Here is a 17584-nt window from a genome sequence, read left to right on the forward strand (position 1 = left end):
CGGCGCTCCCCGTGGTCGGCGCCGTGCACACGGCCGCCCGCGCGGGGCACCGCCTGGTGGGTGCGGTGGCGGCGCTGCTCTTCCTCGCCGTGTTCGCGGGTCTGGGGGAGGGCGTCAACACCACGCTTCTGCTTGCCGGTTGGTTCCTCTGCGCGGTCGTCACCGGTCTCGCCGACCAGAACTGGCAGGCGTACCTCCGCCAGACCGAACAACGCGCCCTGGACGCCGAACGCACCCGCGAGGAAGTCGCCCTGCGCCGCGCCGGCGAGGAACGGCTGCGGATCGCCCGCGAACTCCACGACTCCCTCACCCACAGCATCGCCGTGGTGAAGCTCCAGGCCGGTGTCGCGGTCCACCTGGCCCGCAAGCGCGGCGAGGAGGTGCCGCCCGCGCTGCTCGCGATCCAGGAGGCGAGCGGCGAGGCGATGCGCGAACTGCGCGCCACCCTGGTGGTGTTGCGCGAGCCGGGCCCGGCGGCCCGGGTCAAGGAAGTCGTGGAGCGCGCCCGCGCCGCAGGACTGTCCGTCACCCTCACCGACTACGACGGTGAGCTGCCGGACGAGGTGCAGCACACGGCGTACCGCATCGTGCAGGAGGCCCTGACGAATGCGGCGCGCCATGCGGGGGCCTCGGAGGTCGCCGTACAACTCGCCGTGGATGAAGGGCGGTTGGAGGTGCTGGTGACGGACGACGGGCGCGCGGGCCCGGACACGGGATTCGAGCCGGGTATCGGGCTGACCGGGATGCGGGAGCGTGTGGAGGGGCTCGGCGGCACGTTGGAGTGCGGCCCGAAGACCGAGGGGGGCTTCCTGGTGCGGGCTCAACTGCCCCTGCTCGTACGCGAATCGCGCGCTCAGGACCCGCTCGTACGCGAATCACGTACTCAGGACCCGCTCGCCCGTGAATCGCTGGTACGCGAATCACGCGTCCAGGAATCGCCGGTACGCGAATCGGAGGCGAAGTGATCCGCGTCGTACTCGTCGACGACCAGGCCCTCATGCGGGCCGGCTTCCGCGCCCTGCTGGACGCGGAGGACGGGATCGAGGTGGTCGGCGAAGCGGCCGACGGGGCGCGGGGGGTCGACCTCGTGCGGGCCTCGGTGCCGGACATCGCCCTGGTCGACGTGCAGATGCCGGTGATGACGGGCATCGAGGCGACCCGGCTGATCGCCGCCGACCCCGACCTCGCCGCCGTCCGCGTCGTGATCCTCACCAACTACGGCCTGGACGAGTATGTCTTCGAGGCGCTGCGGGCCGGCGCGAGCGGCTTTCTGCTCAAGGACACCGAACCGGCCGACCTGCTGCAGGCCGTCCAGGTCGTCGCGGCCGGCGAGGCACTCCTCTCGCCATCGGTCACTCGCCGTCTGATCGGCGAGTTCGTCGCCCGCCCGCCGGACCGCTCGACGGCCCCCGGCCTGGAGCACCTCACGCCCCGCGAACTGGAGGTCACCGCGCTCGCGGCCCGCGGCTTGAGCAACGAGGAGATCGCCGAGCACATGGTGATCAGCCCGTACACGGCGAAGACCCATGTGAGCCGCGCGATGACCAAGCTCGGAGCACGCGACCGGGCGCAGCTCGTGGTGTTCGCGTACGAGAGCGGGCTGGTGCGGGCTCGGGGTGGGTGAGCCGGAGGTTCGGGGCGGGTGAGCCGGAGGTGCGAGGCGGGTGAGCCGCAGGCGCGTACGGGCGCCCGTGAAATGATCCCCCCGTGACCCGCATATCCGTACGGCCCGCCCTCGCCCTGGCCCTCGTCGCGACCCTGACGACCCTGGCGACGGGGTGCAGCTCGCTCGCCGACGAGCTGGACCGCGAGGCCGACCCGGCACGCACCTCGCAGCCGCCCACCCTCCCGCCGATCGACACCGCACCGCTCGACACCCCCGCACCGAGCGACGAGCCCGACGCCGCCGTCACGGCGACGGCATGCGACGGGGAAGGGCTGCGGGCCGCGTCCGGCATGGTCAACGCCGCGATGGGCCTGAGGTCGATGAGCATCACGGTCACCAACTGCGGGACCGGAGAGTACGAGTTGAACGGCTATCCCGCGCTCACGGTCCTCGACGAGGACCGCGAACCCGTCGCGATCGACGTACTCAAGGGCACCGAAGCCATCGGTACCGGTCTCGGGAACGCCAAGCCCAAGCTGTTCACGCTGAAGCCGGGCGAATCGGCGACCACCTCCCTGACCTGGCGCAACACGGTCACCGATGCCGCACGGCCCGCCCCGCACGGGACGTTCTTCGACATCGCGCCGGTCCCGGGCCGCGCGGGCCATGTCCTGCAGCCCGGTGACGGCGGCCCGATCGACATCGGTACCACCGCCCAACTCGGCGTCACCGCCTGGGAGAAGGCGGAGAACGCCAGCGGCGCTACGGCACCCGCGACGTCCACTCCTGCGAGCTGAACTTCGTCCGCGCGAGTTCCCGCGCCCGCGCCATCTCCTCGTCCGTCACCTTCCCCGCCGTCAGCCCGTAGCGCGTACGGAACGACTCCGCCATCCGTTCGATCACCGCGGCCCGCGGCAGCCCCGTCTGCCGGCGCAGCGGATCCACCCGCTTCTTCGCGCTCTTGGTGCCCTTGTCGGAGAGCTTCTCGCGCCCGATCCGCAGCACCTCGAGCATCTTGTCCGCATCGATGTCGTACGCCATCGTCACGTGGTGCAGGACCGCACCCTCACCGCCCGCGATCCGCTTCTGCGCCGCGCCTGCGATCTTCCCGGCGTCGGTGGCGATGTCGTTGAGCGGCTGGTACCAGGCCTTGATACCCATGTCGCCGAGCGCGCCGAGCACCCAGTCGTCGAGGTACGCGTAACTGTCCGCGAAGGACAGACCCTGCACGAGGGCATCGGGCACCGACAAGGAGTACGTGATGGTGTTGCCCGGCTCGCAGAACATCGCGCCGCCGCCGCTGATCCGCCGTACGACCTCGATGCCGTGCCGCCGGGCGCCTTCCGGATCCACCTCGTTGCGCAGCGACTGGAAGCTGCCGATGACCACGGCCGGCGCGCCCCACTCCCAGATCCGCAGCGTCGGCGGCCTGCGCCCCTCGGCGACCTCGGTGGTCAGGACCTCATCCAGCGCCATGTGCAGGGCAGGCGGCTGCGGGCCCTCGTGGATCAGCTGCCAGTCGTAGTCGGTCCAGTCCGTGGCATGGGCGAGCGCGCGCCGTACGGCGACGCCCACACCTTCCGTGGTGAGGCCGTACAGGACCGTGCCCGGCGGCAGCGCGGCGTCGATCCGGGCCGCGAGGCCGGAGGCGTCGGTGTCGGTGGGAGCGCCGTTCAGGGACTGGCTCAGGACCTCGAAGGCGTCGTCGGGCTCCAGGAAGAAATCCCCGGCCACCCGCACCCGCCGCAGTACCTTTTCACGCTCGTCGACCTCGAGATCGACGGTCACGAGCTTGCCGCCGGGAACCTTGTACTCGCCGTGCACTGTGCCGCCTCCCGGCTTGTCGACCAAGCGTTCCTTGATCGCGCTCAATATGGTGATTCGGTGCAAATCGTACTTCGGGTCGCCGCTGCGGCCAGTGTCCTGCTGCTCACGGCCGGCGCCTGTCCTGCCTCCGCCGCCCCCGCCGCTTCCGCCGCCCTCGCCGCTGCCTCCGCCCCCGCTGCCTCCGCCTCCTCCTTTGGCTTTGCCCCTCCGCCCTCTCCCGCGACCTCGACGGCCGCCCTTCGGGCAGCGCCCCCCAAGGGCCCCGTATTCCAGCACCGCACGCTGCCCGTCACCCGGGCCGCGCTGGGCCGCACCTACCGTCCGGGCTGCCCGGTCCCTCCCCAGCGACTGCGGCTGCTGCGGATGAGTCACTGGGGGTTCGACGGCAAGGTGCACACCGGCGAGATGGTCGTCCACGAGCGCGTCGCGAAGGACGTGCTCTATGTGTTCTGGAAGGCGTTCGGCGCCAAGTTCCCGATCCGGAAGATGCGCCCCCTGTCCGCCTACCAGGGCAGCGACCAGGCCTCCATGGCGGACGACAACACCTCGGCCTTCAACTGCCGCCAGGTGGTGGGCAATCCGGGCAGGCTCTCGCAGCACTCGTACGGGGACGCGATCGACATCAACACCGTGGAGAACCCGTACGTCGACCGGACGGGCCGGATCCACCCACCGGCCGGCGCGCGCCACCTCGACCGGTGGCGGAACACGAAGGGCATGATCAGGTCCGGCGATGTGATCACCCGGGCGTTCCGTGCGATCGGCTGGGAGTGGGGCGGGCGCTGGTCCAATCCGGACTACCAGCACTTCTCGCGCAACGGCCGCTGAGGAAGCGTCCCCGCGGCCCCTACAGGCCCTCGAGCACCAGCTTCGCCACCGGCCAGTACGTCCCTTCGGCCGGCCGGCCCGCCTCCCGCGTGGTCGCCACGCGGTAGATCAGCGCGCGGAGCAGGAGTTGGTGGCGGTACGGATCCCGCAGCCACGGCTCCAGGAGGCCGGGGTCGCCCTCGTACCAGAGCAGCGCGTCCACGACGGCGACCGCCGAGGCCCAGGCCGGCGGTCGCCAGTACACCGGCCAGTCGATGACCGCGGGCGGCAGCCCGTCCGCGAACAGCACATTGCCCAGGAGGTCGCCGTGCACGGGCTGTTCGTCGCCCGTCGTGAGCGGGGTCCGCGCGGCCAGGAGCGGCGCCAGCATGCCGAACTCGCCGTCGGAGTCGTCGGAGTCGTCGAAGCCGTCGGAGCCCTCCGACGGGTCCGATCCGCCCCCGTTGTCCAGGTCCCAGGAGAGGGCGTCGGCCCGCGTCCAGGCATCGTCGCGCGTGTCCAGGAATGCCGGGCGTCCGGGAGCGAGCGCGGCGAGGGCCGCGTGGAAGGCCTCTCCCGTACGGATGACGTCCTGCGTACGGTGCGGATCGGTGTGGCCGGCGACGAGATGCCAGGCTTCCCAGCCGCTCACCGTCCACGTCCCGTCCGAGGCGTGCACCGGGCGCGCCACCCGGAAGTCCGCCGACTCCGGCAGCGCGTCCAGGACTTCGGCCCGCCATGCCGTCTCCTCGGCCGACCCCGTCGGTTTGACCACGGTCCGGCCCGCCCGCCAGGTGCCACCCTGGCCGCCCGGCAGGGGCACGGCTTCGTCAGCGGCACCGAACGCGACCAGCACATGAGACGGGGGAGCGGAGTCGACCATGCCTCCCGACCCTAGCGTTAGCCTGCGGGCATGGCCGAGCATTTGTTCACCACGCGCCCCACCCTGCAAGGCACCTTCGGCATGGCGTCCTCGACGCACTGGCTGGCCTCGCAGTCCGCGATGGCGGTTCTGGAGGACGGCGGCAACGCCTTCGACGCGGCCGTCGCCGCCGGGTTCGTCCTGCATGTGGTCGAGCCGCACCTCAACGGTCCGGCCGGCGAAGTGCCGATCATCCTCGCGCCCGCCGGCGGCGAGGTGCGCGTGCTGTGCGGCCAGGGGCCCGCACCCGCGGGCGCGAGCGCGGGGCACTACCGCTCGCTCGGCCTCGACCTCGTCCCCGGCACCGGACCGCTCGCCGCCGCCGTGCCCGGAGCGTTCGACGCGTGGATGGTGCTGCTTCGCGACCACGGCACCAAGTCCCTCGACGACATTCTCAAATACGCCATCGGATACGCCGAGTCCGGCCACCCTCCCGTGGAGAAGATCGGCGACACGGTCGCCACGGTCCGGGAGCTCTTCGAGACCGAGTGGACCTCGTCCGCCGAGGTGTACCTGCCGGCCACGCGGCCCGGCGAACTGCTCTTCAACCGTCCGCTCGCCGCGACCTGGCGCAGGCTGCTCGCCGAGGCCACCGGGCCCACACGCGAGGCGCGGATCGACGCCGCGCGCCGGATCTGGCGCGAGGGGTTCATCGGCGAGGCGCTGGTGCGGCAGAGCGCTCGGCCGACGTTCGACACCAGCGGCGAACGGCACACCGGCACCCTCACCGGCGACGACCTCGCCTCCTTCCGCGCCGGCTACGAGGCGCCGGCGACGTACGACTGGAACGGCTGGACCCTCTGCAAGGCCGGCCCCTGGAGCCAAGGCCCCGCCCTGCTCCAGCAGTTGGCGCTGCTGCCCGGCGAACTCCCGGCGAGCGGCTCCGCCGACTACGTCCATCTCCTGGTCGAGGGCTGCAAGTTGGCGATGGCCGACCGGGAGGCCTGGTACGGGGACGCGGGGGACGACGTACCCCTCGAAGCGCTGCTCTCGGACGCGTACAACGAAGAGCGCCGCAAGCTGATCGGCGACCAGGCCTCGCTCGAACTGCGCCCGGGGTCCCCGGACGGGCGGATCCCGCGCCTGGCCGAGCCGGCGAAGGACGTGGAGGGCCGCACCTCCTTCGACGCGCTCGGACTCGCTGCCGGCGCGGGGGAGCCCACGGTCAGTGAGTACGGCGAGACGCGCGGCGACACCTGTCATGTCGATGTCGTCGACCGCTGGGGCAACATGGTCGCCGCGACGCCGAGCGGCGGGTGGCTCCAGTCCAACCCGGTCGTCCCCGCGCTGGGCTTCCCGCTCGGCACCCGCCTCCAGATGACCTGGCTGGAACCGGGCCTGCCCAACACCCTCACCCCCGGCCGCCGGCCCCGCACCACGCTCACCCCGTCGCTCGCCTTGCGCGGCGGGGTCCCGGTGATGGCCTTCGGGACGCCCGGCGGGGACCAGCAGGACCAGTGGCAGCTGCCGTTCTTCCTGCACGTGGCGAACGGCCCCCGGGTACGCGGCGGCCTCGACCTGCAGGGCGCGATCGACGCCCCGAACTGGCACACCGACCATGTCCCCTCGTCGTTCTATCCGCGCGGCATGCTGCCCGGCCAGCTCACGGTCGAGTCCCGGCTCGGGGACATGACGGTCGAGGAGCTGCGGCGCCGCGGCCACCAGGTCACCGTCGGCGCGCCGTGGTCGGAGGGGCGGCTGAGCGCGGTGGCACGGGACCCGGAGACCGGGGTCCTTTCGGCCGGGGCCAATCCGCGCGGGATGCAGGGGTATGCCGTGGGGCGCTGAGGGCACCCGGAAAGTCACCCGGATTCCACCTGCCCGTCACCCGCCGTGTGGGCACTGTCAGTGGCACGTGGTGGGATGGACACATGATCGAAGACACGACAGGCAACGATGACCTTTTGAACACCCGTATCCATGACCTCCTCACCACCCGCATCCACGAGGTGGAGGAGGCCGTGCGCAAGGCCGCGGCAGCGGAGATCATGCCGCGCTTCTGTCAGCTCGCCGACCATGAGGTCGTGCAGAAGAACGGCCCGCACGACCTCGTGACGGTCGCCGACCGCCTCGCCGAGGAACACCTCACGGCGTCCCTGACCGCCCTGCTCCGTGGCTCCGTCGTGGTCGGCGAGGAGGCGGTGCACGCCGATCCGGCCATCCTCGACGCGCTGCACGGCGACGCCCCGGTGTGGATCGTCGACCCCGTCGACGGCACCCGCCAGTTCGTCCACGGCGACCCGGGCTTCTGCACCCTGGTCGCGCTCGCACGGCGCGGTGAGGTGCTCGCGTCGTGGACGTACGCGGCGGCCCGGGACGAGATGGCGGTGGCGGTACGGGGCGGGGGCGTGCTCCTCGACGGCAGCCCCCTCACACAGGCCCCCCGCGCGGCGGGCAGCGATCTCCAAGTCGCCACCTCCCACCCGGACTTCACCACGGACGAACAGAAGCGCGCCCTGCTCGGCCTGCGGACCGAAGGCGTGGCCCCGCGGCCCTGCGGCTCGGCGGGTCTGGAGTATCTGGCCGTGGCCAAGGGGGAGTTGGACGCGGTGGCCTTCTCCTGGGAGAACGCCTGGGACCACGCGGCCGGTCTGCTCCTCGTCACCGAGACGGGCGGCGGGCATCTGACGGTCGCGGGCGAGCCGTTCCGGATCGAGGGCGGCAATGCGCTGCCGTTCACGGCCGCCCGGGATGCGGCGACGGTGGAGCGGGTGATCGGGTTGCTGCGGGCCGGTGTCTGACCGGTCTACGGCGGGCCGACGACCGATCACTCGCCGACCGGGCGGAGTCTGATCTGGGCGTGCGGATCGCCGTCGAAGCTGATCCGCAGGGTGACGACCTCGAACGAGCCGTCCGTCCCGACCGCCGGCCACCGTTCCGGGTCCCTCGGCAGTTGCAGCATGTCCACGAACCCGCCGACCGGCAGTCCCAGATCCACGAAGAGGCCGGTCACACCCGGCCCCCAGGGCGCTGCGGCGACCGTCCCGGCCAGCCGTGTGCCCTGGGGCACGGGGCCCGAGTCGTACGGGGTGAAATGCCGTCCGATATGGCCGCGCCGCCAGGCGTCCTCGAACTCCTCGGCCGACACCTCGGCCACGGACCGGCCGGGCGGCTCCGCGGGCCCGCCGTACACCGCCTCGTACAACGCGACGCCGAAGCTCCCGAAGCGTTCCCGCATCAGGTCCGCCTCCCGCCGCGCCCAGGCGCTGGACACCGCGCCGGTCGGCGCGCGCGTCACCTGCCGCAGGACCTCGCCGCCGTCCCCGGTCTCGAACCACCGCTCGGCGAGGCCGGGCAGCAGACCACGGGCACAGAGGTAGGAGGAATTCGGCATCCCAGGACCCTACCCCCGGATCGGCCGCCGGGGCCCAGGCATATCCTGGGCCCCAGTGGCCATCGGCTGACAAAGGAGTCCGAAGGTGCCGTCGATGCTCGATGCCGTCGTCGTGGGAGCGGGACCCAACGGACTGACCGCTGCGGTGGAGCTGGCCCGCCGGGGGTTCTCGGTGGCCGTGTTCGAAGCCAAGGACACCATCGGCGGGGGCGCCCGCACCGAGGAGCTGACCCTGCCCGGCTTCCGTCACGACCCGTGCTCGGCCGCGCACCCCCTCGGCATCTCCTCGCCCGCTTTCAACGCGATGCCCCTGGACCGCTACGGCCTGGAGTGGCTGCATGCCGCGCTGCCGATGGCGCACCCCTTCGACGACGGCACGGCCGCCGTGCTTTCGCGTTCCGTCGGCGAGACCGCCTCCTCGTTCGGGCCGCGCGACGCGGGCGCGTACCGCAGACTCGTCACCCCGTTCCTGCCGAAGGCGGAGACCCTCTTCCGCGACTTCATGTCGCTTCCGCTCAGCTCTCTGCCGCGCGACCCCGTCACGCTCGCCCGCTTCGGACTCGTCGGACTTCCGCCCTCGTCGTGGCTCATGGAGCGCCGTTTTCAGGACGACAAGGCCAAGGCCCTGTTCGCCGGTCTGGTCGCCCATGTCATCGCCCCGCTGGGCGGGTTGGCCACCAGCGCGGTCGGTCTGGTCTTCGCCCTCGCCGCGCACGCGCACGGCTGGCCGGTGGCCAAGGGCGGCTCGCAGTCCATCTCCGACGCGCTGGCCGCGTATCTGAAGGACCTCGGCGGAGCCGTCCACACGGACTACGAGGTCAAGCGCCTCGACGACCTGCCGCCGGCCCGCGCGTATGTCTTCGACACGTCCCCGACCGCGCTTGCCCGCATCGCCGGGCTGGGCAACGCCTATGCCAACTACCGTTACGGCGCGAGTGTGTTCAAGGTCGACTACGCGCTCGACGGTCCGGTCCCGTGGACCGCCGAAGAGCCGCGGCGGGCCGGCACCGTACAGGTCGGGCCCGGCAGCCGGGACATCGCCACCGCGCTGCACACCGCCTCACGCACCGACCACGCGCCAGAGAACCCCTTCCTGATCACGGTCCAGCCGACCCTCGCGGACCCGTCCCGCGCCCCCGAGGGCAAGCACGTCTTCTGGGCGTACGGCCATGTCCCCAACGGCTGGAACGGGGACCTCACCGACGCGATCGAACGCCAAGTCGAGCGTTTCGCCCCGGGGTTCAGGGACCGCATCCTCGCCCGGGCCACCGCGGGCCCGCCCGAGTACGCCTCCCGCAACGCCAACTACGTCGGCGGCGACATCGCCTGCGGCGCCGCCTCGGGCCTGCAGCTGCTGCTCCGCCCGAAGCTCTCCCTGTTCCCGTACGCGACCTCCCACCCGGCCGTCTTCATCTGCTCCTCCGCCACCCCGCCGGGCCCGGGCGTGCACGGAATGTCGGGCCACAACGCGGCGAAGGCGGTGTGGCGCCACCTGCGCGCGACGGCCGCGTGACGTCTTCGTACGGTGATGGCTGTGCCGATCTCCGTACGATGACCGCATGACGACGCCCCTCACCCTCGTCCAGGGCGACATCACCGCCCAGTCCGTCGACGCCATCGTCAACGCCGCCAACTCCTCGCTGCTCGGCGGCGGGGGAGTGGACGGCGCGATCCACCGCAAGGGCGGCCCGCAGATCCTCGAGGCCTGCCGAGCGCTGCGCGCCTCTCACTACGGCAAGGGCTCGCAACCGGCCAGGCCGTCGCAACCACGGCCGGACGCCTCGACGCCCGCTGGGTGATCCATACCGTAGGTCCGGTGTACCAGGGAGCGGACAGCGACCCGTCCCTCCTGGTCTCCTGCTACCGGGAATCCCTGCGCGTGGCCGACGAGTTGGGAGCCCGGACGGTGGCGTTCCCCGCGATCTCGACCGGGGTGTACCGCTGGCCGATCCAGGACGCCGCACGTATCGCGGTCGAGACGGTGCGCGGAGCCGAAAGCGCGGTCGAGGAGGCCCGCTTCGTCCTCTTCGACCAGAGGGCGTACGACGCGTTCGCGGCGCACGTGCAGTAGCACCCGGGAGCCCGCGGGCGCCGGCGGCGTTTCGGCGATGGCCGATCCGTTCGCGGTCGCGCTCAAGACGTGCGCATGCGCTGCGCGGGCGAGGTGCACCGACTGTTCGGGTTCGCCCAACTAAGTTGTGACGAATGCCACTTGAGGCTCTGGAACCTTTCGCCCCTGGGTGAACGGCAGTTAACTCCCGCTGCTCAGGAGGGTGTTCGGGACGTCTGTGCGATGTTCGTGAATACGTTCCGCAGCGCCTCATGATCGCTGGGTAATTTTTTCCGGGTCACGTTGAGTGAGCGGGCGCGAATCCCGGCAGGGTGATTCCCAAGAGCCACCCGGCTCCCAGGCGTGCGCCCCCGGTGGGAACGGGACGCCGCGCCGTCACCCCTTCACATGTACAGGGATCAATCGATGACCACTGTGAGGCCCGCGTGACCAACGACGATCACGCGCTGGGCGCGTTCGGGATCCCGGCTCGGCCCCGACCCTACGCACCGACCGCACCAGACCTGGGACTGCCCTTGGACTACGAGGGCTTCTACCTGGCCCAGCAGGAGTTCTTCCACGCCTTCGCCGAACTCCACCTCGGCCATCGCGGCGCTGCCGAAGCCGTCGTGCACGCCGTGTTCCTGGAGATCCTGGCGGGCTGGCCCGACCTGCTGAGCGAGGCCGATGTCGAGCAGCGGGCGATGGCCGTCCTGAGCCGCCACGTCAAGCAGCGCCTCGAGGCCGAGCAGCGCCGGCCGGCCTTCGTCATCAACGGCCCCATAGCGCAGAACCTGCGGGCGATACGCAACGAGATGGAGCTCGCACCGAGCAATGCCGGCCTGTACGAGGCCCTGCTGGACCTTCCGACCCGTCAGTACAACGCGATCGTCCTCAAGTACCTGCTGAACTATCCGGTCGCGCGTATCGCCCGTTACATGGGGCTCGACCCGCGCACCGTCGACTACCACATACGCAAGGGGAAGGAACGCCTGCGGGTCCTGCTGGGCCTGCCCACCGACGGGGACGGACGCGCCAAGGCCGCCCCGAGCAAGAACATCACAAAGGGGGAAGGGCGATGAGCTCTACGACCATCGACGAGGTGCTGGCCGCCGCTGCCATGCCCGTCCACGCACCCCACACCTTCGATGTCGGCGCCGCGCTCAGGAAGCTGGCCGTCGACATCGGCTGCGCCACGAACTCCTCGGATGGCCTGCGCGCCGCGCAAGCGGGACGGCGCCTGACCGTCGTGGCCCGGTGGATGCTCAGCGCGCCGCGCGCCGCCGACCACGTCGACCAGCTCGCCCAGGGAACGCCCGGTCGGCCGGTGGAGGAGGACGCCCTCGACGTCGACGGCGCGGCCGTGTTCGCCTCGCTGCTCCACCTGACCGGCCAGCATCCGGAGTCCGCTCAGTTCTGGTGGCAGCTGGCCGCCGGCGCGGGCCACCGGGCGGCGGCCTACTGCCTTCATCTGCACCACACCGCCCTCGGCGAGCAGCGCGAGGCGGCGCACTGGATGCATCAGGTGATCTTCGATCTCGGAGACGAACTCGATGACAGCTTCTTCGAGAAGGTCGAGGCGCTCGCCCGCTACGTCTACCCGCGCCGCTCCAGCGCCCCTCTCACCGGCGGCCTGGAAATGGAGGTCGACCGCCTCGCGGACGACAGCGGCCCCTGCGTGATCGTGCCCCGCCCCGACCGACGCCTCGCGCAGGCGCTGCGGGACTACGCCCGCGCATAGCGCGCAACGCAGCAAGGAGCCCGCTCGCGCCCCCGGTTTCCTAGGCCAACGGGACGCTCAGGGCTCCTCGCATCGCACGACAGCCCTCACCTCATGCCATGTGAAGAAAGGACGTCCCCATGAAGGTTAGCCGCCGGCGCTGCCCGGCACATCGGATCCGGGGCAAGGCGTTCCGCGTCCACCGCGCGCTGACCCGTCGCTGCGGTCTCCTGCGCGACTGGGCCCTGGCCCGTCGTCGTACGGCCCTCGGCCAGCTGCTGCGAGGGATCTGCTTCGGCTGCGGAAGCGGTCTGATCACCCTTGCCACCCTCTGGCTCACCCGCTCCTGAGCATCCTGCGGGCTGCCGCTCCTGAGCGTCCTGCTGGCTCCCGCTCCTGAGCTTTCCCGAGGGCCTGCCTCTCGTGCGGCCGCTGCCCTGTTCGGGCGGCGGCCGCATGGCATTACGGGAAGACCGGCTTCAACAGGGATACAACGGACGCACCCACTCTCCAGCACCGACGAAGGCGAGTACGCGCCCGTGGCCAAGGACCTCGACACCGGACCCGCCGCCGAGCCCGCCGAGCCGGACGTCGTGCTCGACGCCGGGGACGCCGGGTACAGCAAGACGCTCCAGCCGCGCCACATCAGCATGATCGCGATCGGCGGGGCCATCGGGACCGGTCTGTTCCTCGGCGCGGGCGGGAACCTCGCCAAGGCGGGACCGGGCCTCGCGGTCGCGTACGGGGTGTGCGGCATCTTCGCCTTCTTCGTCGTACGCGCCCTGGGTGAACTCGTGGTGCACCGGCCCTCGTCCGGCGCCTTCGTCAGTTACGCCCGCGAGTTCCTCGGCGAGAAAGGTGCCTACGTCGCGGGCTGGATGTACTTCCTCAACTGGGCGACCAGCGGCATGGCCGACATCACGGCCATCGCGCTGTATGTGCACTACTGGTCGATGTTCACCTCGGTCCCGCAGTGGGTGCTCGCCCTGATCGCGCTGGCGATCGTCCTGTGCGTGAACCTCATCTCGGTCCGGCTCTTCGGCGAGATGGAGTTCTGGTTCGCCATCGTCAAGGTGGTCGCGATCGTCACGTTCCTCGTCATCGGCGTCTGGGTGCTGATCACCCGCCACCCGGTGGACGGTCAGGTGCCGGGTCTCCATCTGCTGGCCGACAACGGGGGGTTGTTCCCGCTCGGCGTGCTGCCGGTGGTCCTGGTGGCCCAGACGGTGATCTTCGCGTACGCCTCGATCGAGATGGTCGGTGTGACGGCGGGCGAGACCGCGCGGCCGCAGGAAGTGGTGCCCAAGGCCGTGAACTCGATCATGTGGCGCATCGCCGTCTTCTACGTCGGCTCGGTCTTCATGCTGGTCCTGCTGCTGCCCTGGACGTCCTACTCCGCCGGTCAGAGCCCCTTCGTCACCGTGCTCTCCGGGCTCGGCATCCCCTCCGCGGGAGGGCTGATGAACATGGTCGTGCTGACCGCGGCGATGTCGAGCCTCAACTCCGGCCTCTACACCACGGGCCGCATCCTGCGCTCCATGGCGATGGCGGGTTCCGCGCCCGGGTTCACCTCGCGCATGAGCCGCAGCCATGTGCCGTACGGGGGCGTGCTGATGACCTCAGCCGTGATCCTGTGCGGTGTCGGACTGAACGCATGGCTGCCCGACAAGGCCTTCGGCATCGTCACCAACATCGCGGCGCTCGGCATCATCGCCACCTGGTGCATGATCATGATCTGCCATCTGGCATTCGTCCGCCGCGCCCGCCTCGGCCTCGCCGAGCGCCCCGCCTTCCGGCTGTGGGCGGCGCCCTGGGTGAACCTGGTGACGCTCTCGTTCCTGCTCGGCGTGATCGTGATGATGTGGTTCGACACCGACGGCCCGGGACGCGACACGGTCCTGCTGATCCTGCCGATCGCCGCCGCGCTGGCCCTCGGCTGGTACCGGGTGCGGGCGAGGGTGCGGGACCCGCTGCGCAGGCTGTGACGACCTGGGCGGGACGGCGTCGAGGGCCGCCGCGCTAGGCCTTCTTCACCACGCTCGACTTCAGCTGCATCGCACCGAACCCGTCGATCCTGCAGTCGATGTCATGGCCGTCGACCCCGTCGATCAGCCTGATGTTGCGCACCTTGGTGCCCGCCTTGATACCGGACGGGCTGCCCTTGACCTTGAGCGCCTTGACGACCGTCACGCTGTCGCCGTCCCGCAGCACGTTGCCCACCGCGTCCTTGACGACCCGCTCCTCGGAGCCCGCGGCCTGATCGCCCTCGCCGGGCACCCACTCGTGGCCGCACTCCGGGCACACCACGAGGGTGTTCATCTCGTACGTGTAGGCGCAGGAGCACTTGGGGCAAGGGGGGAGGTCGTCGCTCATCCGCCCAGCGTATCCGGGGATCCGAGGGGTCGGCCCGTTCAGTCGCGGAAGGCCCGCTGATGCGGCCCCACCTGCGGATCAAGCTCGTGCAGCACCTTGCGGGCGTCCTCGAGGATCCCGGCCGTGCACAGCTCACGCCACTCGGCGTACGCGGGCTGCTGCGCCAGCGCGCTGTGCAGGAAGCTGGTCTCCGCCGCACCCAGATGCGTACGGAGCCGCTGCCGCAGTTCCGGCGTGGGACTGTCGTGCAGCAGCCGGGGCTCCGTGAGGACGGCAAGGGTTGCGGCGAGGTCGGCGAGCACCTGGTCGAGTCCCTCGGGGGTGCGCGTCGGCTCCGGGCGCAGCGCGCTGTCGTCCTGCGACCAGTGCAGGGCCGGGGGCCGGCCCTCGCGATACGTGAGGTTGTACAGACCGCGGGCGATGCCCCGTATCTGATGTCCCACGTGGTCCAGGCAGCGCGTCGATTCGAGCAGCCGCTCCACCCGCCGGACCGAGGCCTGCGTGTGCGGACGCCAGCGGTTTGCGTCCTCGGCCGCCGCCACCGCCTTACGGACCTTGGTCAGCCGTCCGGACAGGCCACGGGCCCGTTCGACCCACTCACCGCAGTGCGCGTCCCAGTCACCGGTGCGCAGATGGTCGGCCATCTCGGTCAGGAGCTCGCTCATCTGCGCGGACAGGCGTGCCAGCTTCTCCGAGGCGCGCCGGGCGAACGGCGGGGGCGGCACCGCCAGCCCGACGGCCGCGCCGATGGCGACACCGATCAGGTTCGCCGCGAGGCGGTGCACGCCGTAGTCGAAGTGCCCGGGTACGCCCATGACCAGGACCGCGGTCAGGGCGATCTGGTGCACCTGCCCGCCGAGCCGGAGCAGTCGGCCCGCGCACATGCCGATCAGGACGGTCCCGAAGATGGTCAGCGGGGTGACGCCGATCGTCATCGAGGCGGTCAGCCCCAGCGCCCCGCCGAAGGCCACCCCGGCTCCGCGGTGGAAGGCCCGTCGTGCCGTGCCGTACGGGGTGAGCTGGCAGGCCAGCATCGCGCCGACCGGTGCGAGGTCCGGCGCCGAGAGATTGAGCAGATCGGCCGCGACCCACCAGGCGAGCGCACTGGCCAGTGCGGCCCGCAGCACCAGGTTCGCGTCGCCGAACTGGGGGACGGCGCGGGAGGTGAGGGCTCGGACGGCACTGCTTCTGGCAGGGGCTGCGGAGGTGTGCGACATGGTGCGGCTCGGGCTCGGGAGGGTTCAGGGTGGACGGAATCGGCGGACTGGGCGGAACGGCTGGGGGCCACCTCCCACTGTCTCTCCGGCGGCCCTCCCGACCTCCTGGCCATTGGGCCTGAATCGCCCGCCATTGCTCCCGGATACGGTCCACCCGTAACCCGCACCCGTACCCGGAGACCGCGCCCACCGCTGCCCGCACGTCCATGTCGGATTTCCGCCAGCCAAGCCTGCTGCCTTGTACGAAGCTGTCCGTATGCACACCGAGACCGAGCGCTGCCTGCGAGCCGTCCAGTCCAAGGACGCACGCTTCGACGGATGGTTCTTCACCGCCGTGCGCACCACCGGCATCTACTGTCGGCCGAGCTGCCCGGTGGTCGCACCCAAGCCGCAGAACATGACCTTCCTGCCCAGCGCGGCCGCCTGCCAGCAGGCCGGCTACCGGGCCTGCAAACGCTGCCGCCCCGACGCCACCCCCGGCTCACCCGAGTGGAACCACCGCGCCGACCTCGTGGCCCGTGCGATGCGCCTGATCGGCGACGGCATCGTGGACCGCGAAGGCGTCCCCGGCCTCGCCGGCCGGCTCGGCTACAGCACCCGGCAGGTCGAGCGGCAGCTCCAGGCCGAGCTGGGCGCCGGGCCGCTCGCCCTGGCCCGCTCCCAGCGGGCGCAGACCGCGCGGCTGCTGATCGAGACGACCGCGCTGCCGATGGCGGAGATCGCCTTCGCGGCCGGCTTCTCGTCGATCCGTACCTTCAACGACACCGTACGAGAGGTCTTCGCCCTCACCCCCGGCGAACTGCGCACCCGCGCCGGCGGCCGGCGCACCGAGAGCGCGCCTGGTGTGCTGAGCCTGCGGCTGCCGTTCCGCAAGCCGCTCAACCCGGACAACCTGTTCGGACATCTCGCCGCCACCGCCGTACCCGGCGTCGAGGAATGGCGGGACGGCGCGTACCGGCGCACCTTGCGCCTCCCGTACGGCCAGGGGGTGGTCGCCCTGACCCCGCGGCCCGACCACATCGCCTGCCGGCTCGCCCTCACCGACCAGCGCGATCTCACCGTGGCGATCAGCCGCTGCCGCCGCATGCTCGACCTCGACGCCGACCCGGTCGCCATCGACGCCCAGTTGAGCACCGACGAGCTGCTCGCACCGCTGGTCGCGAAGGTGCCGGGGCGGCGGGTGCCGCGCACGGTGGACGAGGCGGAGTTCGCGATCCGCGCGGTACTCGGCCAGCAGGTGTCCACGGCCGCGGCGCGCACCCACGCGGGCCGTCTCGTCGAGGCGTACGGCGAACGGATCGACGACCCCGAGGGCGGCCTCACCCACCTGTTCCCCGACCCGCAGACGCTGGCCGGGCTCGACCCGGAGACCCTGGCGATGCCCCGCACCCGCCGCAGCACGCTGCTCACCCTGATCGGTCAACTCGCGGACGGCACCCTCCACTTGGGTCCGGAGTGCGACTGGAACGAGGCGCGCGCACGGCTCGGCGCACTGCCCGGGTTCGGTCCCTGGACCATCGAGGTGATCGCCATGCGGGCGCTCGGAGACCCGGACGCCTTCCTGCCCGGCGACCTCGGCGTGCGCAAGGCCGCCGAAGGACTCGGCCTCCCGTCGACCCCGGCCGCGCTGACCGCACGCGCCGCGGCCTGGCGGCCCTGGCGCGCCTACGCGGTCCAGCACCTCTGGGCCACCGACACCCACCCCATCAACTTCCTCCCCGCGTAAGG

Annotated in this window: 17 protein-coding genes and 1 pseudogene; 13 read left to right on the plus strand and 5 right to left on the minus strand. The window is 71.5% G+C overall.

Annotation, left to right across the window (positions count from 1 at the left end; translation table 11 throughout):
- The 3 genes from ABT367_RS17140 to ABT367_RS17150 form a co-directional block, all read left to right on the plus strand.
- The coding region (locus ABT367_RS17140) for a sensor histidine kinase (protein WP_352253906.1) at positions 1-965 on the plus strand (965 nt) is incomplete at its 5' end.
- The gene (locus ABT367_RS17145) at positions 962-1624 is read left to right on the plus strand and encodes a response regulator transcription factor (protein ID WP_352253907.1); all 663 of its coding nucleotides are present in this window, start codon (positions 962-964) and stop codon (positions 1622-1624) included. The genes ABT367_RS17140 and ABT367_RS17145, both read left to right, overlap by 4 nt.
- Before the next feature lie 83 nt (positions 1625-1707).
- Positions 1708-2403, plus strand: a complete 696-nt coding sequence (locus tag ABT367_RS17150) for a DUF4232 domain-containing protein (protein WP_352253908.1) — start codon at positions 1708-1710, stop codon at positions 2401-2403.
- On the opposite strand, the gene ABT367_RS17155 is transcribed toward ABT367_RS17150, so the two are convergent.
- Complete coding sequence (locus tag ABT367_RS17155) at positions 2369-3430, minus strand: lipoate--protein ligase family protein (protein ID WP_352253952.1); 1062 nt, start codon at positions 3428-3430, stop codon at positions 2369-2371. The two genes, ABT367_RS17150 and ABT367_RS17155, sit on opposite strands and share 35 nt — an antisense overlap.
- A gap of 60 nt (positions 3431-3490) precedes the next feature.
- On the opposite strand from ABT367_RS17155, the gene ABT367_RS17160 reads away from it, so the two are divergent.
- Positions 3491-4261 (plus strand): M15 family metallopeptidase, encoded by a 771-nt coding sequence (locus ABT367_RS17160; RefSeq protein WP_352253909.1) that lies wholly within the window; start codon positions 3491-3493, stop codon positions 4259-4261.
- Between the two features lie 19 nt (positions 4262-4280).
- On the opposite strand, the gene ABT367_RS17165 is transcribed toward ABT367_RS17160, so the two are convergent.
- Entirely contained in the window at positions 4281-5123 is an 843-nt protein-coding gene (locus tag ABT367_RS17165) for a TIGR02569 family protein (protein WP_352253910.1), read from the minus strand.
- Between the two features lie 42 nt (positions 5124-5165).
- Here ABT367_RS17165 and ABT367_RS17170 point away from each other — a divergent pair, with 42 nt between their 5' ends.
- Both ABT367_RS17170 and ABT367_RS17175 read left to right on the plus strand, forming a co-directional pair.
- Entirely contained in the window at positions 5166-6950 is a 1785-nt protein-coding gene (locus tag ABT367_RS17170) for a gamma-glutamyltransferase family protein (RefSeq protein ID WP_352253953.1), read from the plus strand.
- Positions 6951-7033: 83 nt separating this feature from the next.
- On the plus strand, positions 7034-7903 hold the full coding sequence (locus tag ABT367_RS17175; RefSeq protein WP_352253911.1) for an inositol monophosphatase family protein: 870 nt from the start codon (positions 7034-7036) through the stop codon (positions 7901-7903).
- 26 nt (positions 7904-7929) lie between these two features.
- On the opposite strand, the gene ABT367_RS17180 is transcribed toward ABT367_RS17175, so the two are convergent.
- Positions 7930-8496: a hypothetical protein gene (locus ABT367_RS17180; protein ID WP_352253912.1), complete on the minus strand. Its 567-nt coding sequence runs from the start codon at positions 8494-8496 to the stop codon at positions 7930-7932.
- 94 nt (positions 8497-8590) lie between these two features.
- Here ABT367_RS17180 and ABT367_RS17185 point away from each other — a divergent pair, with 94 nt between their 5' ends.
- The 6 genes and pseudogenes from ABT367_RS17185 to ABT367_RS17210 all read left to right on the plus strand — a co-directional run bounded on the left by ABT367_RS17185 (position 8591) and on the right by ABT367_RS17210 (position 14251).
- Complete coding sequence (locus ABT367_RS17185) at positions 8591-10009, plus strand: phytoene desaturase family protein (RefSeq protein WP_352253913.1); 1419 nt, start codon at positions 8591-8593, stop codon at positions 10007-10009.
- Between the two features lie 46 nt (positions 10010-10055).
- Positions 10056-10567: pseudogene (locus ABT367_RS17190) on the plus strand (O-acetyl-ADP-ribose deacetylase).
- Positions 10568-10992: 425 nt separating this feature from the next.
- Positions 10993-11628: a sigma-70 family RNA polymerase sigma factor gene (locus ABT367_RS17195; RefSeq protein WP_352253914.1), complete on the plus strand. Its 636-nt coding sequence runs from the start codon at positions 10993-10995 to the stop codon at positions 11626-11628.
- Positions 11625-12287, plus strand: coding sequence for a hypothetical protein (locus tag ABT367_RS17200; protein ID WP_352253915.1), 663 nt, complete (start codon positions 11625-11627; stop codon positions 12285-12287). Before ABT367_RS17195 ends, ABT367_RS17200 begins: the two co-directional genes overlap by 4 nt.
- A gap of 119 nt (positions 12288-12406) precedes the next feature.
- Positions 12407-12616, plus strand: coding sequence for a hypothetical protein (locus tag ABT367_RS17205; RefSeq protein WP_352253916.1), 210 nt, complete (start codon positions 12407-12409; stop codon positions 12614-12616).
- Positions 12617-12805: 189 nt separating this feature from the next.
- The gene (locus ABT367_RS17210) at positions 12806-14251 is read left to right on the plus strand and encodes an amino acid permease (protein WP_352253917.1); all 1446 of its coding nucleotides are present in this window, start codon (positions 12806-12808) and stop codon (positions 14249-14251) included.
- Positions 14252-14285: 34 nt separating this feature from the next.
- On the opposite strand, the gene ABT367_RS17215 is transcribed toward ABT367_RS17210, so the two are convergent.
- Complete coding sequence (locus ABT367_RS17215) at positions 14286-14639, minus strand: zinc ribbon domain-containing protein YjdM (protein ID WP_352253918.1); 354 nt, start codon at positions 14637-14639, stop codon at positions 14286-14288.
- Positions 14640-14677: 38 nt separating this feature from the next.
- The gene (locus ABT367_RS17220) at positions 14678-15856 is read right to left on the minus strand and encodes an FUSC family protein (RefSeq protein ID WP_352253919.1); all 1179 of its coding nucleotides are present in this window, start codon (positions 15854-15856) and stop codon (positions 14678-14680) included.
- Between the two features lie 256 nt (positions 15857-16112).
- Between ABT367_RS17220 and ABT367_RS17225 the strand changes: the two genes are divergently transcribed.
- Complete coding sequence (locus ABT367_RS17225) at positions 16113-17582, plus strand: DNA-3-methyladenine glycosylase 2 family protein (protein WP_352253920.1); 1470 nt, start codon at positions 16113-16115, stop codon at positions 17580-17582.
- Positions 17583-17584 lie beyond the last annotated feature (2 nt).

It is taken from the genome of Streptomyces mesophilus (assembly GCF_040300965.1).
Taxonomy (GTDB): domain Bacteria; phylum Actinomycetota; class Actinomycetes; order Streptomycetales; family Streptomycetaceae; genus Streptomyces; species Streptomyces mesophilus_A.

Excerpts from the sequence above, each read along its gene's own strand:
- ABT367_RS17215 (WP_352253918.1), bottom strand. The coding sequence starts at position 14,639 with ATGAGCGACGACCTCCCCCCTTGCCCCAAGTGCTCCTGCGCCTACACG.
- ABT367_RS17165 (WP_352253910.1), bottom strand. The coding sequence starts at position 5,123 with ATGGTCGACTCCGCTCCCCCGTCTCATGTGCTGGTCGCGTTCGGTGCC.
- ABT367_RS17205 (WP_352253916.1), top strand. The coding sequence starts at position 12,407 with ATGAAGGTTAGCCGCCGGCGCTGCCCGGCACATCGGATCCGGGGCAAG.
- ABT367_RS17200 (WP_352253915.1), top strand. The coding sequence starts at position 11,625 with ATGAGCTCTACGACCATCGACGAGGTGCTGGCCGCCGCTGCCATGCCC.
- ABT367_RS17225 (WP_352253920.1), top strand. The coding sequence starts at position 16,113 with ATGCACACCGAGACCGAGCGCTGCCTGCGAGCCGTCCAGTCCAAGGAC.
- ABT367_RS17180 (WP_352253912.1), bottom strand. The coding sequence starts at position 8,496 with ATGCCGAATTCCTCCTACCTCTGTGCCCGTGGTCTGCTGCCCGGCCTC.
- ABT367_RS17175 (WP_352253911.1), top strand. The coding sequence starts at position 7,034 with ATGATCGAAGACACGACAGGCAACGATGACCTTTTGAACACCCGTATC.
- ABT367_RS17220 (WP_352253919.1), bottom strand. The coding sequence starts at position 15,856 with ATGTCGCACACCTCCGCAGCCCCTGCCAGAAGCAGTGCCGTCCGAGCC.
- ABT367_RS17185 (WP_352253913.1), top strand. The coding sequence starts at position 8,591 with ATGCTCGATGCCGTCGTCGTGGGAGCGGGACCCAACGGACTGACCGCT.